Here is a 14577-nt window from a genome sequence, read left to right as displayed (position 1 = left end):
TGATGCTCGACATCCAGCCCCCACAATGTTAATCTGAAAACATCAAATAAGGGGGTGTATGGATAAGACTATGCACGCTGAGCTGCCGGGATTGACGGTCCTCACCGAGGAAGCCGGCATGGCGCCCTACGCTGCGTCTGACTACGGTCACGACGCCGACCAGGCTTATTTCAATGATATCTATCTGCTGGCGCCGGTCGGCTATTTCGTGCTGTCGTTCGACACCACCATCCTGCAAATGAATGTGGTCGGCGCCGACCTGCTCGGCATCGCGCGCAGCAATCCAGAGCGGGCCGGCTTGCGCCAGTTCATTGCGCCGCGCTTCTACGATGATTTCGACGGCTTCCTGCGGCGCGCCATCAACAGCGGCCAGCCCGAGCAGTGCGACCTGCAGATGCTGCGCACGCGCAACCAGCAAGGCTTCCCGGTGTCGCTGCGCGCCAGCGTCGACGCCAGCGGCCAGGCCATCCGCGTGGTGCTGGAGCTGGCCGAGGGCAAGCTGGCCGCGCTCGAGCGCAGCGAGGAACGCTTCCGCCGCATCGTCCACAACGCCGAGGAAGGCATCTGGGAGATCGACGCCGCCGCCCGCACCAGCTTCGTCAACCCGAAGATGGCGCAGATGCTGGGCTACAGCATCGAGGACATGCTGGAGCAGCCGCTGGTGGCCTTCATGGACGAGGAGGGCCGCAGCATCCTCGAGCGCAATATCGCGCGCCGCCAGCAGGGCTTGTCGGAGCGCCACGAGTTCAAGTTCCTGCGCAAGGATGGCAGCGACCTGTGGGCCACGCTGGCCACCAATCCGATTTTCGACGCCGACGGCAGCTATCGCGGCGCGCTGGCGCTGGTCACCGACGTCACCGCCAGCCGCGCCTCGGCCGAGCTGATCTGGCACCAGGCCAATTTCGACGCGCTCACCGCGCTGCCCAACCGCCACATGTTCAACGACCGGCTGGGCCAGGAAATCAAGAAGGCGCGGCGCGAGGGCTTGCAGCTGGCGCTGCTGTTCATCGATCTCGACGGCTTCAAGGAAGTCAACGACACGCTGGGCCACCAGCAGGGCGACGCCGTGCTGGTGGAGGCGGCGCGCCGTATCGGCCTGTGCGTGCGCAGCTCGGACACGGTGGCGCGCCTGGGCGGCGATGAATTCACCGTGATCCTGTCCGGCCTCGAGCACGCCCACGGCGTCGACCGCATCGCCGAAAGCATGCTGGCGATGCTGAGCCGGCCGGTGCCGCTGGAGGGCGCGCAAGCGACGGTGTCGGCCAGCGTCGGCATCGCGCTGTACCCGGCCGACGCCGCCTCGCCGGAAGACCTGCTGCGCAGCGCCGACCAGGCCATGTACGCCGCCAAGCAGGGCGGGCGCAACCGCTACAGCTACTTCACGCCCGACCTGCAGCTGGCGGCGCAGGCGCGCCAGCAAGTGACGCTGGACCTGCGCTCGGCGCTGGCGCTGGAGCAGTTCGAGCTGCACTACCAGCCCATCGTCAACCTGCAAACCGGCCGCATCGAGCGCGCCGAAGCCTTGCTGCGCTGGCGCCATCCGCAGCGCGGCCTGCTGGCGCCGGCCGAATTCCTGCCGTTTGCCGAAGCCGGCGGCATGATGCTGGAAATCGGCGACTGGGTGTTCCGCCAGGCCGCCCAGCAGGCCAGGCGCTGGCAGGACGAGCTGGGCAGCGGCTTCCAGGTCAGCATCAACCAGTCGGCGGCGCAGCTGCGCGGCGATACGGCGCTGTACGTCGACTGGCTGCAGCACGCCGCGCGGCTGGGGCTGCCGCCGCGCAGCATCGTGCTGGAAATCACCGAGGGCGTGCTGCTGGACGGCGCCGCCCGCGCCTGCGAGCGCCTGCGCGACTTGCGCGAGATGGGCTTGCAGGTGGCGCTGGACAATTTCGGCACCGGCTATTCCTCGCTGTCCCACCTCAAGCACTTCGGCATCGACCTGCTCAAGCTCGACCACAGCTTCATCCAGCACCTGGCCAGCGACAGCGGCGACCTTGCCATGTGCGAAGCGCTGATCGTGATGGCCCACAAGCTGGGCCTGCGGGTGGTGGCGGAAGGGGTGGAAACGCCGGCCCAGAGCGGCCTGCTGGCGATGGCCGGCTGCGATTATGCGCAGGGCTTTGTGTATGCCGGCGTGCTGCCGGCTGCGGAATTGTTGGCCCTGGCCAGCGGCGGCCTGAGCCTGCTGAATTAACTGCGCAGGCGCAGCAGCGAGCTGACGCGGTCGCGGCTGATGCCGGCCAGCGCCGAGGTGATCGACAGCAGCGACTGGTAGCCGGGCTGCTTGCTGGTGGCGACGAAGTTCTGCGCCACCTGTTCCATGCCGCTGCGGGTGGCGTCGGGCGTGGCGTTCTGCACCCGTGCGCTGACCTGCGCCAGCGCCTGCTGCACCGAGACGATCGACGCTTCCACCTTGGCCAGCGCCTGCACCACTTGCTGCAGGGTGGCGCGGATGCCGTCGACGTCGGCGGTGTTCCAGCTGTCCGGATCGACGTCCGGCGCCTGGGCCTCGGCTTTGACACGGTTCAGCTGGCCGGTCGGGAAGCGCACGCCGCCGCCCTGCACGGCGATGGTGTCGCGCACATTGGCCCATTGCGATTCGGTGGTCGAGAATTCCAGCTGGCCGTCGTCGTTGATCTCGGCGCGCACGCCGTTGGGCGCCAGCGCCTCGTCGAAGCGGGCGGCGATCTGGGCGTCGCTCAGGCCCGGTTCCAGCACCACCGAGCGTACGTTCTGGCCGCCGCCGATGGAAATCGCCAGCACTTCGCGGCCGCCGTTGCGCAGGTTGGCCAGGCTCATGCCGCGCACGGTGAAGCTGGTGGTGGTGCCCTTGTTGCTGAATTTGAGCTGCGCATCGAGCGTGCCGCCGGAGGCGCTGCTGCGGTTGCGCCAGCTGTTGCTGAACTGGCGCACGCGCGCTTCCAGCACGCCGTCCGAGCGCTGGCGGTTGGCCAGGCGGTTGCTGAGGTCGGCCTTGAGGTTGCGCAGCTGGGCCGCGCTCTGCTCGAGGAAGTCGAGCGCCTGCTGGGCGCCCGAGATGTCGCCCTGCAGCGGCTGGTCCCAGTTGTTGATGCCACGACGCAGCGGCGCCGCCGAGTTTGGCGTCGGCGTGACCGGGGTGGCGGTGGCGGCGTTCTCGCCGTTCAGTCCCAGCGAGGTGCCGTCCACCGCAGTGGCATTGCCGGCGTGGGCGCCGGGAACAATGACTTGGGGTGTGGAGGTGGACGTGATTTGCATACGCGGGTCGGCTTAAAAAGGATTACAGGACGTTGAACAGCGACAGGTTGGTGATCTTCGAATACGCCTTGTACGAAGCTTGCAGCGCCAGGTTGTAGCCGTTCAGTTCAGTGGCGGCGTCGGTCATGTCAAGCGAGCCGAGATCGAGGATCGCGGTCTTGTTCGACAGGCTGACGTTGGCGTGGTTGCCGTCCAGGGTTTCCATCACGTTTTGCGCGCCGCCAAACGAGGCGATCTTGCCGGCCACGGCTTCCATCGTGTCCAGCGCGCCGTCCATATTGGCTTTGATGGCGGCCTGCAGCGCCGGCGTGCCGGACGTCACGCCCGGCTGCGACAGCTGGTCGATGGTGCTGTCCATCTGGTTGAGCAGGGTTTCCAGCCCGGACACGTCGACGTTGACGGTCTGGGTGATGCCATTGCCCACCACCGATTTCTGCTGCCCGGTATTGCCGGTGAAGGTGTAGCGCGAGCCGGCCGGCGCATTCGGGTCGTAGCTGATGGCCTGGGTGTTGGTCAGGGTGCCGGAAAACACATAGCGGCCTTCCTGGTCTTTCTGGTTGGCGCTGTAGAACAGGCTGTCGCGCAGCGAGGTCATGGTTTGCGTCATCGACTTCAGGTCGTCGCTGGAATTGCTGCCGTCGGCGGCCCACACCAGCAGGTCGTGGCTCTGGGTGATGTCGTTGACCATGCTGGTCAGGTAGGTCTCGTTGGTCGACAGGCGGATCTTGATGGCCGAGATATTGTCGCGGTACTGGCCGACGATGGCTTCCTCGCGGCTCAGGCGCGACAGGCGCACCGAGGTCACCGGGTCGTCCGACGGCACCTGGATCTTGTCGCCGCTGGCCATGCGCGCGGTGAGCGAGGCCAGCTTGCTCTGGTTGTCTTGCAGGCCGCGGTTCATGGTGGCCTGGAACTGGCTGGTGGCGATACGCATTCAGGCTCTCCTTAACCGAACATTTGCAGCGTCGATTCGAACAGGGTGTTGGCCACGGCAATCACCTTCATGTTCGCTTGGTACATATTCTGGAATTCCACCAGGTTGATGGCTTCCTCGTCGGTGTTGACCGCGCTGGTCGACTTCCAGTCGTCCTCGGCCTGGGTGCGGATGGTGGTGGCGGTGGCCAGCTGCGACTGGTTTTGCTGGCTGTCGATGCCCAGCTTGCCGACGATCTGGGTGTCGGCGTCGCCCAGCAGCACGCTGCCCAGCGTGGTCAGGGTGATCGGCTGGCCCTTGATGTCGATGATTTTTTGCAGGTTGCCGCTGTCGCCCGGCGTGCCGTCGCTGGAGAAGGCCAGGTCGGTGGTCTGGAAGCCGGCGGTTACTTGCAGCAGGCCGGTGGCGCTGGCCGGGTTGAATTCCAGCAGCGCGGCGCCGGCCGAGCCGTCGCTCTTGAAGCCGGCACTCAGCTGGGCGTTGACCGCCGTCGACATCTGCTCGGCGATTTCCTTGATCGAGCCTTGCAGCGGCAGCAGGGTGTTTTGCTTGTAGTCGCCGAGACCGCCCAACTGGCCGCCGACCTTGGTGTCGTCGAGCTTGAACTTGGTGTCGGCAAAGGTCAGGGTCAGCACCGAGCTGCCGCTGGTGGTGACATAGTTGAGCGAGGCCGACAGATTGCTGACCACCAGCGGCTGGCCGCTCTTCAGCGAGACGCTGGCGGTGCCGTCCGGATTGTGGATCACTTCGACCGCCACTTGCGAGGCCACGCTGTCGATCAGCTGTTCGCGCTTGTCCTGCAGCGCCGAGGTGTTGGTGCCGGCCGAGCTGACCGCGACGATCTGCTGGTTCAGCGCGGCGATATCCTTGATCGACTGGTTCAGCGACGGCAGGATGGCTTGCTGCTGCTGCAGCACCGATACCAGCTGGTTGGCGGTCACGTTGTAGATCGAGTTGATCTGCTGCGACATGGAGTCGGCGGCGGTGATCACCTGCTGGCGCAGCGGGCTCGAGGTCGGGTCGACGCCGGCCGCGTTGAGGGCCTTGAAGAAGGTGTCGATGCCGTAGCTGATGCTCGACTTTTTGTCGCTCATCACGGTTTCCATCTGGGTCAGGTACGGCTGCACTTGCGAGCGTGCGCCGAGATCCGAATTGGTGCGCCACAGTTGCTGCGACTTGTAGGAGTCGCTGAAACGCAACAGCGAGCCGATCTGCACACCGTTGCCGGCCGATTTGGTGCCGGGGTCAGAGGCGGTCGCCTGCAGCAGCACACCCTGGCGGGTATAGCCCTTGGTCTGCGAGTTGGCGATGTTCTGACTGACGGTGTTCAGTGCGGCCTGGGCGGCCAGGGCGCCCGACAGTGCGTTGTACGAGATGGTCATGTAGCGGGTCTTTCCTGGTGAAGTCCTGGGGGCCCGTGCGTGCGATGGCGCACTGGTCCGATATCAGTAACGGGCGACCGTTTATTGCTGCGGATTAAGCGGCGGCGTAACTTTTTGCGCATCGGCAACATTGACGCTGGCCGCCGATGCCGGCGCCGATTGCTGCTGCGGCAACAGCTGGCGCAGGATGGCGTCGGCCACGCCGAAGGCGCGCTGGCCGGCCAGCTGGTCGGCCACCAGGTTGTCGGCCATGTCGAGCATGTCGTTGTTGATGCTGCTCTTGCTCGGGCTGTCCTCGGCGGCGAAGGCGCGGGTGCCGTCGCGCATCTGGTGCAGCATCTTGCCGATGAAGAAGCTCTCGAACTTGATGGCGGCTTCGGTGGCCTTGGCGCGGTAGGCCGGGTCGACGCTGTCGCCGGCCTGGGCCGGTTGCGGCGCCACGTGGGTGCCGCTCAGCTGGCCGGCGGTGCCGTTGGCCAGCAGGCGGCTCGGGTCGAAGGAAGAGGAGTCCATGTGTTGTCCTTGGATAATCTTAGATAACCACGAGTTCGCCTTCGATGGCGCCGGCCTGGTCCAGCGCCTGCAGGATGGCCATGATGTCGTCCGGGGTGGCGCCCAGGCTGTTGACCACGTCGATGATCGATTGCAGCTTGGCGCCGGCCGGCCACTTGAACATTTGCGCCGGGCCCTGGTCGGCCGTGACCTGCGACTGCGGCGCGGTGGTGGTCTGGCCGCCGGCCAGCGCGTTCGGCTGGCTGATCTTGGTCGATTCGGAAATCACCACCTTGAGCGAGCCGTGGGTGACGGCGGCGGCGCGCACGCGCAAGCCTTCGGCGATCACCACGGTGCCGGTGCGCGAATTGAACACCACTTTCGGCGCGTCTTCGCCGACCTCGATATTCATCGCTTCCAGCTTGGCCATGAAGGCCACGCGCTGGGTCGGGTTGGCCGGCGCCACCACGTCGACGCTGGTGGCGTCGCTGGCGCTGGCGATGTCGCCGAATTTCTTGTTGATCGAGTCGACGATGTTGATCGCGGTCTGGAAGTGCGGGTGGCGCAGCGACAGGCGCACGGTCGGCTTGGTGGCGAAATCGGTGCCGATCTCGCGTTCGATGTTGGCGCCGCTCGGGATGCGGCCTGAGGTCGGGGTGTTGACGGTGATCGAGGAGCCGCTCTTGCCGGAGGCGCTGAAGCCGCCGACCACCACATTGCCCTGGGCCAGCGCGTAGACCTCGCCGTCGGCCGCGCGCAGCGGGGTCAGCAGCAGGGCGCCGCCGCGCAGGCTCTTGGCGTCGCCCATCGAGGACACCACCACGTCGATCGACTGGCCCTTGCGGTAGCCGGGCGGGAACACCGCCGACACCATCACGGTGGCCACGTTCTTCGACTTGGCGTCGGTGCCGTCCGGCACCTTGACGCCGAACTGCTTGAGCATATTGATCACCGACTGGCTGGAAAACTTGACCTGGGTCGAGTCGCCGCTGCCGTTCAGGCCGACCACCAGGCCGTAGCCGACCAGCGGATTGTCGCGCACGCCTTCGATGGCGACCAGGTTGCGCAGCGCCTGCGCGGCGTGGGCCGGCAGCGCCAACGACAGGGCGAGGGGCAGGGCGAAGGTTAAAGCAGGCAGGAGCTTGCGGAATTTCATGGGATCACCCGTGTATCAAAACTTAGAACGGCATCAGCGGGCCGTTGAAGAAGCGCGTCAGCCAGCCCGGCTGTTGCGACTCGGCCAGCGTGCCTTGCGCCGAATAGGCGATGCGGGCGTTGGCGATGCGCTGCGACGACACCTGGTTGTCGGCGTCGATGTCGGCCGCGCGCAGGTAGCCGCGCAGGCGCACGTATTCCTCGCCGTTGTTGAGGGTCAGGGTTTTTTCGCCGGACACGCGCAGCAGGCCGTTCGGCAGCACTTCCTGCACGATCACGGTGATGGCGCCGGTCAGGGCGTTCTGCTGGGTGCTGGTGGCGTCGCCGGTGAAGCTGTTGGAGGCGCCCAGGCCGACCGCCGCCTTGCCGAAGGTCTTGCCCAGCAGGTTGGGGGCGTTGATATTGTCGGCCGATTCCTTGGAGAAGCTGGTGCCGGCCTTTTTGCTGGCCTGGGTGGTTTCCAGCAGGTTGACGGTGACCACATCGCCGACGCGGAAGGCGCGGCTGTCCGAGGTCAGCGACAGGCCGACATCGGTGCTGAACACGCCGCCCGAGACGCCGCGCGGCGCGCTGTTGCGCGCCACCGGCGGCGGTTCGTCGGACGGGCCGGGACGCACGGCCGGCGGCTGCAATGCGGCGCAGCCGGCCAGCGAAAGCGCCGTCAGCAGCAGCACGATCGGCTGCATCCGCAGTGCGGTTTTCATCAGCGGGCTGCCTGCGACAGGTACTGCAGCATATTGTCGGCGGCCGACAGCACCTTGGTGTTCATTTCATAGGTGCGCTGGGCGGCGATCATGTCGACCATCTCCTCCACCACCTGCACGTTCGAGCCTTCCAGCGTGCCCTGCTTGATCTTGCCCCACTGGGCGGTGCCCGGCGTGCCTTCGGTCGGGGTGCCCGACGACGGCGTTTCGGCAAACAGGTTTTCACCGAGGGCCATCAGGCCGGTCGGGTTGATGAAGGAGGTCAGGGTCAGCTGGCCCAGCTGCTGCGGCGTGACGTTGTCGGCAATCTTGGCCGACACGGTGCCGTCTTCGCCGATGCTCAGCGCGGTGGCGTTGGCCGGCACGGTGATCTGCGGAATCAGCGGCAGGCCGCTGGCGTTGACCACGATGCCGTTGGCGTCGACCTGCAGCTGGCCGGCGCGGGTGTAGGCGGTGGTGCCGTCGGGCTGGCGCACCGACAGGAAGCCGTTGCCCATCACCGAGATGTCGAGTTCGCGGCTGGTGGTTTGCAGCACGCCCTGGGTGAAGACTTTCTGGGTGCCGACCATGTGCACGCCGTTGCCGAGCTGGACGCCGGACGGGGTCAGGGTGTTGTTGTCGGCGCGCTGCGCGCCCGGCTGCTGTTCCACCGAGTAGAACAGGTCTTCGAACACCACGCGGTCGCGCTTGAAGCCGACCGTGTTGGCATTGGCCAGGTTGTTGGCGATGGCTTGCAGTTTCTGGTCCTGGGCTTGTACGCCGGTCTTGCTGATCCACATTGCTGGATTCATGATTTTCTCCCTGTCGTGTCTTGTCGCGTGTGGATCAGCTGCCGCTAATCAGGCGGTTGCCGGCTTCGGCCATCGAATCGGTGGCCGTGAACAATTTCATCTGGATTTCAAAAGTACGGTTCAGGCTCATCACCGACACCATTTCTTCCACCGCCGAGACATTGCTGCCTTCCAGGTGGCCGGGGCGCAGCACCACGCCCGGGTCGGTGGCCAGCGGGTTGCCGTCGCGCGCGACCAGCAAGCCCTGGGTGTTCTTGGTCAGTTCGGACGCTTCCGCCTTCACCAGGCGCAGCTTGTCGATCACCTGCATGGTGGTGGTGCCCGGCGCCTGGATCGAGATGGTGCCGTCATTGCCGATGGCGATCGCGGTGTACTCGGGCAGGGTGATCGGGCCGCCTTCGCCCAGCACCACGTCGCCGTTGACGCGCAGGGTGCCGTTCTCATCGAGCACCATCGCGCCGGCGCGGGTGTAGGCCTCGCCGCCGGCGCTCTGCACCGTCAGGAAGCCGTTGCCGGCCACCGCGACGTCGAGGTCGCGGCCGGTGCTTTTCATGGTGCCCGGCTTGGTCGACAGGCTGTTGGCCTGCAGCTGCGACATGTGGCGGTCGTCGTAGCCGTAGCCGTTGACGGCCTGCGCCGCCGACAGCTCCATATTGGCGCGGAAGCCGCCGGTGTCGATGTTGGCCAGGTTGTTGGCGTGCACCTGTTGCCCGCGCAGGGCCCGTTCGGCCCCGCTCATGGCGGTGTAGATCAGCGCGTCCATGTATCCGTCCTCAGATCGCCTGCATCAGCGATTGCAGCATGGTCGACTCGGTCTGGATCACCTTGGAGTTGGCCTGGTAGTTGCGCTGCGAGGTCATCAGGCCCACCAGTTCCGAAGTGATGTCGACGTTGGACTGTTCCAGCGTGCTGACGTTGATGGTGCCGGCCATGCCGACGCCGGCTGCGGTCACCAGCGGCTCGCCCGAGGCGATCGAGGTGGTCCAGCTGGTGTCGCTGACGGCGGTCAGCGCGCCTTCGTCCGGGAAGGTGGCCACGGCCAGGCGGCCGATGGTCTGCTTCTGGCCGTTGGTGTAGCTGGCGATCACCGAGCCGTCTTCGCCCAGCGTCACGCCGCTGAAGGTGCCCGAGGCGTAGCCGTCGGCGTTGTTGGTCGAGGTGGTCGCTTCGCCGGCAAAGCCGGTGGTGCCGGTGTAGTTGATGACGATGTCGTTCAGTACGCCGCCGTTGGCGGTGGTGGTGCCGGCCAGGCCGATGGTGATGCTGCCGGCGTCGGCGGCCGGGTCAGGGGTCAGCATCTGGCCGGTGGTGCCGTCGAAGGTCATGGTGGTCGGGGTGCCGACTTCCAGGCCGTCCAGCACATAGTGCACGTCGACCGAGTTGGCGGTCGAGGCGCCGCTGCCGCCGCCGGTACGGGCGAAGTACTGGGTCAAAGTATGCTTGCCGCCCAGGGTGTCGTAGATGACCGAGGCCTTGGACATATTGAAGGTGGCGGTGTCGGGCGCGTCGGCGGCGGTGGCCGGCGCGGTCCAGCCGGCGCTGGGGGCGACCCAGTCGGCCGACAGGTTGCCGACGTAGCTGACTTTTTCCGACGCCACGGCCGGGATCGCACCGGTCGGGATGGTGATATCGCCCTGTGCGCCCATCACGCCGGTCTGCACGTCGACCGGGTAGCCCTGCACCTTGCGGCCGGAGGCGTCGATCAGGTAGCCGTCCTTGGAGGCGTCGAAGATGCCGACGCGGGTGTACTGGATTTCGCCGGTGGCGGCGTCCTTGGCGATGAAGAAGCCCTTGCCGTTGATCGAGGCGTCCAGCGAGCGGCCGGTGTTGAGGATGCCGCCCTGCAGGCCGATGTTCTGGGTGGTCGAGCCCACCTGCACGCCGGTGACCTGGTTGCCCGCCACCAGGGTCGAGAAGTTGGCGCGGCTGGCCTTGTAGCCATAGGTGCCGGCGTTGGCGATGTTGTGGCTGGTGACGTCCAGCGAATCGTTGATGGCCTGGATGCCAGACAATGCGATATCGAAACTCATGATGGATACCTTCCTTTAGAGACTAGCTTGAGTGGCAGAAGTGGAACCGTTGAAGGCGGTGATGGCGCTGGTGGCGGTTTCGCCGATGTTGCCGACGTTGAGCACCACGCTGCCGGTGGACGACAGGCGCACGCTGTTCAGGCGGCCCTGGATGTCGACCGCCGGGGTTTCCTTGCTGGAGGTCTGGACCGCCAGGCTGTAGGTGTCGGCCTTCAGGCCCAGCTTGGCCGGATCGATGGTGAACGCGACCGTGCCCGGGGCCTGGGTGCCGAGGTTGACCTCGTGCTTGACGCCGTCGGAGCCGGTCAGCACCAGCGTGGTCTTGGTGCTGGAGGCCGCCAGCGTGGTCTGGCCGGTGACCTTGGTGGCGCCGTCCAGCGTGACCGACTTGGTTTCGGCCATCACGTTGGAACCGACTTGCGCGCCCAGCGCCAGCACCTGCATGCTTTGCAGCACGCTGGCACTGGCGCTGGTGACATTGGTCAGGTTTTGCAGGGTTTCGGTCTGCGACAGCTGGGTCAGCTGCTGGACGAACTGCGCCGGATCGGTGGGCGACAGCGGATCCTGGTTCTGGATTTGCGCCACCAGCAGCTTGGTGAACATATTCGACGCTTCGCTCGACGCATTGCCGGTGATGCTGGTGCCGGACGTGGTCGACGAGCTGGTGCTGCCGTTATTGAGGAGACTGACGGTCATGACTTAGCCTTCGCCGAGTTTAAGGAGGGAGCTCTGCATCGAACGGATGCGGCCCAGGACTTCAACATTGGTCTCAAAGGCGCGCGAGGCCGACATCATGTCGGTCATCTCGGCCACCTGGTTGACATTCGGGTAGAACACCATGCCCTCGGCGTTGGCCATCGGGTTGCCGGGCTCGTAGACCTGGCGCAGCGGCTCGTCCGACTGCACCACGTCCAGCACCTGCACCTTGCCGCCGGCGCTGCTCATGCCGTCCGGGCCGTCGCTCATGACGGCCGCAAACACCGGCTTGCGCGCGCGGTAGGTCTCGGCCTCGGTGCCGGCCACCGAATCGGCGTTGGCCAGGTTGGAGGCGATGGTATTCAGGCGGACCGACTGGGCCGCCATCGCCGAGCCGGCGATTTCTGAAATATTCTTGAAGGACATGCTGGTTCCTGCCTTACTGGCCGCTGATGGCTTTCGCCAGGCCCTTGAGTTTCATGTTGACGAAGGTCAGGCTGGTGGCGAAGTCGGTGGCGTTCTGCGAGAACGCCGCCTGCTCGACGCCGATTTCCACCGTGTTGCCGTCGCGGGTAGGGTGGTAGGGCACGCGGTACATCAGCGCGCTGTCGCCGCCGTCGCCGAGGTCGCCGTTGCCGACCGCCTGCACATTGGCCAGGGTGGCGCTGAAATCCATGTCCTGCGCCTGGAAGCCGGGCGTGTTCTCATTGGCGATATTGGCCGCCAGGATGCGCGTGCGCTCGGCGCGCAAGGCCAGCGCGTCGGCGTGGACGCCGGCTGCATCTTTGAAGTTAATGCCCATATTCTTCCCCTGTGGTGACGTTGCGGTAAAACGTGTCAACATGAGTGGCGGCAACTGCAAGCCGCCCTGTAGAATGACCTCTCGCATCATAGTAGAGGTTATTGCTCATGTACAACAAATGTATTGTAACTGTTTCGGCGGCAATGTTGCTGTTTTGCATTCGGATTTCGCCAGGTTTTTCTGCCCCGGTTGGGGTGGCGGCGGAGCAGCTGCCCGGCATGGTCGAAACGGCGGCGCGCCAGCAAGTGGTGCGCTGGGCCGAGGCAGCCGGCTTGAGCGAACCGCAGATCGGCATCACGGTGGTGCCGGGAACACGGCCGCTAGCCCCTTGCAGCGGGCCGGTGACGGTGCAGGGCGCCGATACGCGCTTGCCGGCGCGCATGCGTTTCATCGCCGTTTGCAGCGGCGCGAATGGCTGGCGGTATGAATTCATCGTGCGCGCGCAGATCTCGGCGCGCATTGCTGTGATGGCAAGCGAGTTGGCGGCCGGGAAAGTCCTGTCCGATACGGATGTGTTGCTGGAGCGCCACGACATCTCCTCGATCGGCGACAGCATCGCCGATCCGCAGGACGCGGTGGGCATGAGCGCCAAGCGCGCGCTGCGCAGCGGCGAGATTTTACGCAAGGGTTTGCTGGCGGCGCCGACGCTGGTCAAGCGCGGCGAGCCGGTGCGCATCGTCGCGCGCCGCGAGGAAGTCGAGGTCAGCATGGCGGGCGAGGCGCTCGATGCCGGTGGGCGCGGCGACGCGGTGCGGGTGCGCAATGCCAGCGGCACGGTGATCCGTGCCCGGGTGACGGGCGCTGCCACGGTGGAGCCGGTGTCTGCGCCGGTCACGGCTAGTCCTCCGTCGCAGTGACGCCGGCCAGGCCGCCGCTGCGCTGCAGCTGGGCGGCCACCTTGCCCAGCTTGTCCGCATACTGCGGGTCGGTGGCGTAGCCGGCCCTGGCCAGCGCGCCGGCGAAGGCGTGGGCGTCGCTGCCGGTGTTGAGCGCGGCCGCGTAGCGCGGATTGCTGCTCAGCAGGCTGGCGTAGTCGCGGAAGGCGCTGGCGGTGTCGGGATAGCTGCGGAAGCGCTCGGTCTTGCGCAGCATGGCGCCGTGTTCGTACTCGGTGGTGCTGGCGGTGGCGATGTCGCCTTGCCAGCCGCTGCCGGCCTTGATGCCGAACAGGTTGTTGGCGCTGGCCGTGCCGTTTTTCAGCGGCTGCTTGCCCCAGCCCGATTCCAGCGCCGCATGCGCGGCCACCAGCTCGGGCGCCACGCCCAGCTTGCCGGCGGTTTCCTCGGCCCACGGCTTGATCGAGGCCAGGAATTGCTGCTGGGTGGCGCTGTCGACCCCGTGTTCCTCGTCCTCGAGCGCGCCGGCGGCGCGGTTGCGCAAGGCCATCGCCTGCAGGCTCATGGCTTGCGACGAGGGCTGGGCGTTGTTCGGAACGCTGAGGTCGCCCTTGGCGATGTAGGCGGCGACGTCGGCCTGCACCTGCTGGAAGGCGGCGTTGAAGGCGCCGGACGTGGCAAAGCCGCCAGTGGCCGCGGTAGGGCGGCTGGCGGCGACATTCGACACGGTTGCAGCAGTGGGTGCCGTGGCTTGCATCCCGCTAAGCTGGCGCATAAATTTGCTCCTCGCCATGCAGCACACGCTGCATGATGCTGTATTGCTCCACCAGCAGGTCGCCATTGCGCTTGCTCAGCGCTTTGCACGCGATGACGGCCTGTTCCAGCGTACTCCAGTCTGTTTCCATTCTCTCCCGCGCTGCATTTTTCAGCAAGGCAAAAGCCTGCAGCATGGTGCCTTGGGGGCCTACCAGGCGTTGTACCAGCGCCACGCGCAGCTCGCGCCGGGCCTGCATGGTGTCGACCAGGGTGGAAATGGCCTCGGCCACGGCGCCCAGTTCGGACGCCTTGTGGCGCAGCGCGGCCTGGAATTGTTGTTGCAGCAAATCTTGCAGGGCCGGATAGGCGAGCAAATCGTCGGCGATCCCGGCCAGCAGCTGACGCATGGCGTCCTGGCGGGACAGGGCGCCCACCGTGTTACTGACTACGCTCACTGCTCGCTCCCGTGGAAGCGTTGGATCAGGCCGGCCAGCTTGGACGGGTCGAACGGCAGCTCGCCCTTGGCCAGGGCGTCGCGCAGCATGTCGATTTTTTCCTGGTCGATTTCCGGCATCTCGCGCAGCGCCTGCAGCGCCGGCTGCAGCACGCTCGATTGCAGCGGCGCCGGGGCCGGCGCGGCGACCGCTTCCGGCGCTTCCACCGGGGCGCTGTCGGCCACGCGCTGGACGGCCATCCCGTCCGGGGTCGAAGTCGTAATTCTCATACGTGTGCCTCGTGTTGGCTTGGTTTCCATACTAACTC

General features: G+C 66.2%; 17 protein-coding genes. 2 read left to right on the top strand and 15 right to left on the bottom strand.

Translation table 11 applies throughout. The annotated features are described in order from the left end of the window. Positions 1-58 precede the first annotated feature (58 nt). Entirely contained in the window at positions 59-2194 is a 2136-nt protein-coding gene (locus BMZ70_RS07875) for a putative bifunctional diguanylate cyclase/phosphodiesterase (protein WP_092272025.1), read from the top strand. Here the strand turns inward: BMZ70_RS07875 and BMZ70_RS07870 are convergent. The 12 genes from BMZ70_RS07870 to flgB form a co-directional block, all read right to left on the bottom strand. Further along, complete coding sequence (locus BMZ70_RS07870; protein ID WP_092272022.1) at positions 2191-3237, bottom strand: hypothetical protein; 1047 nt, start codon at positions 3235-3237, stop codon at positions 2191-2193. The genes BMZ70_RS07875 and BMZ70_RS07870 overlap by 4 nt on opposite strands. A 22-nt stretch (positions 3238-3259) precedes the next feature. Continuing rightward, complete coding sequence (gene flgL, locus BMZ70_RS07865; RefSeq protein WP_092272019.1) at positions 3260-4171, bottom strand: flagellar hook-associated protein FlgL; 912 nt, start codon at positions 4169-4171, stop codon at positions 3260-3262. Positions 4172-4182: 11 nt separating this feature from the next. Further along, positions 4183-5553: a flagellar hook-associated protein FlgK gene (flgK, locus tag BMZ70_RS07860; RefSeq protein WP_092272016.1), complete on the bottom strand. Its 1371-nt coding sequence runs from the start codon at positions 5551-5553 to the stop codon at positions 4183-4185. An 81-nt stretch (positions 5554-5634) separates the two neighbouring features. Continuing rightward, positions 5635-6066, bottom strand: coding sequence for a rod-binding protein (locus tag BMZ70_RS07855; RefSeq protein WP_092272013.1), 432 nt, complete (start codon positions 6064-6066; stop codon positions 5635-5637). A gap of 19 nt (positions 6067-6085) precedes the next feature. Further along, on the bottom strand, positions 6086-7201 hold the full coding sequence (locus BMZ70_RS07850; protein WP_092272010.1) for a flagellar basal body P-ring protein FlgI: 1116 nt from the start codon (positions 7199-7201) through the stop codon (positions 6086-6088). Between the two features lie 22 nt (positions 7202-7223). After that, complete coding sequence (flgH, locus tag BMZ70_RS07845) at positions 7224-7904, bottom strand: flagellar basal body L-ring protein FlgH (protein ID WP_092272008.1); 681 nt, start codon at positions 7902-7904, stop codon at positions 7224-7226. Continuing rightward, complete coding sequence (flgG, locus tag BMZ70_RS07840; RefSeq protein ID WP_175500763.1) at positions 7904-8695, bottom strand: flagellar basal-body rod protein FlgG; 792 nt, start codon at positions 8693-8695, stop codon at positions 7904-7906. Before flgG ends, flgH begins: the two co-directional genes overlap by 1 nt. A 34-nt stretch (positions 8696-8729) precedes the next feature. Beyond that, positions 8730-9458, bottom strand: a complete 729-nt coding sequence (locus BMZ70_RS07835; RefSeq protein WP_092272002.1) for a flagellar basal body rod protein FlgF — start codon at positions 9456-9458, stop codon at positions 8730-8732. A gap of 10 nt (positions 9459-9468) precedes the next feature. Further along, positions 9469-10725 carry a flagellar hook protein FlgE gene (locus BMZ70_RS07830; protein ID WP_092271999.1) on the bottom strand — a complete coding sequence of 419 codons (1257 nt, stop codon included), beginning with the start codon at positions 10723-10725 and terminating at the stop codon, positions 9469-9471. Positions 10726-10740: 15 nt separating this feature from the next. Then, complete coding sequence (locus BMZ70_RS07825) at positions 10741-11421, bottom strand: flagellar hook capping FlgD N-terminal domain-containing protein (RefSeq protein WP_092271996.1); 681 nt, start codon at positions 11419-11421, stop codon at positions 10741-10743. 3 nt (positions 11422-11424) lie between these two features. Further along, on the bottom strand, positions 11425-11847 hold the full coding sequence (gene flgC / locus BMZ70_RS07820; RefSeq protein WP_092271993.1) for a flagellar basal body rod protein FlgC: 423 nt from the start codon (positions 11845-11847) through the stop codon (positions 11425-11427). A 13-nt stretch (positions 11848-11860) separates the two neighbouring features. After that, positions 11861-12223: a flagellar basal body rod protein FlgB gene (gene flgB / locus BMZ70_RS07815; RefSeq protein ID WP_092271991.1), complete on the bottom strand. Its 363-nt coding sequence runs from the start codon at positions 12221-12223 to the stop codon at positions 11861-11863. Between the two features lie 143 nt (positions 12224-12366). Between flgB and flgA the strand changes: the two genes are divergently transcribed. Then, complete coding sequence (flgA, locus tag BMZ70_RS07810) at positions 12367-13080, top strand: flagellar basal body P-ring formation chaperone FlgA (protein ID WP_229205337.1); 714 nt, start codon at positions 12367-12369, stop codon at positions 13078-13080. Here the strand turns inward: flgA and BMZ70_RS07805 are convergent. Genes BMZ70_RS07805 through BMZ70_RS07795 form a run of 3 tightly spaced genes read right to left on the bottom strand, consistent with a single transcriptional unit; the run spans position 13061 to position 14539 of the window. Then, complete coding sequence (locus BMZ70_RS07805; RefSeq protein ID WP_092271985.1) at positions 13061-13834, bottom strand: glucosaminidase domain-containing protein; 774 nt, start codon at positions 13832-13834, stop codon at positions 13061-13063. The genes flgA and BMZ70_RS07805 overlap by 20 nt on opposite strands. Further along, positions 13821-14270: a flagellar export chaperone FlgN gene (gene flgN / locus BMZ70_RS07800; RefSeq protein WP_307183636.1), complete on the bottom strand. Its 450-nt coding sequence runs from the start codon at positions 14268-14270 to the stop codon at positions 13821-13823. The genes BMZ70_RS07805 and flgN overlap by 14 nt, the downstream gene beginning before the upstream one ends. Further along, a complete protein-coding gene (locus BMZ70_RS07795; RefSeq protein WP_092271982.1) occupies positions 14267-14539 on the bottom strand; it encodes a flagellar biosynthesis anti-sigma factor FlgM in 273 nt (90 codons plus the stop codon). Before BMZ70_RS07795 ends, flgN begins: the two co-directional genes overlap by 4 nt. Positions 14540-14577 lie beyond the last annotated feature (38 nt).

Source organism: Duganella sp. CF402 (assembly GCF_900109645.1).
Taxonomy (GTDB): domain Bacteria; phylum Pseudomonadota; class Gammaproteobacteria; order Burkholderiales; family Burkholderiaceae_D; genus Rugamonas.
Note: the sequence above shows the minus strand (reverse complement) of the source record. Positions and strands in the feature narration are given on the sequence as shown.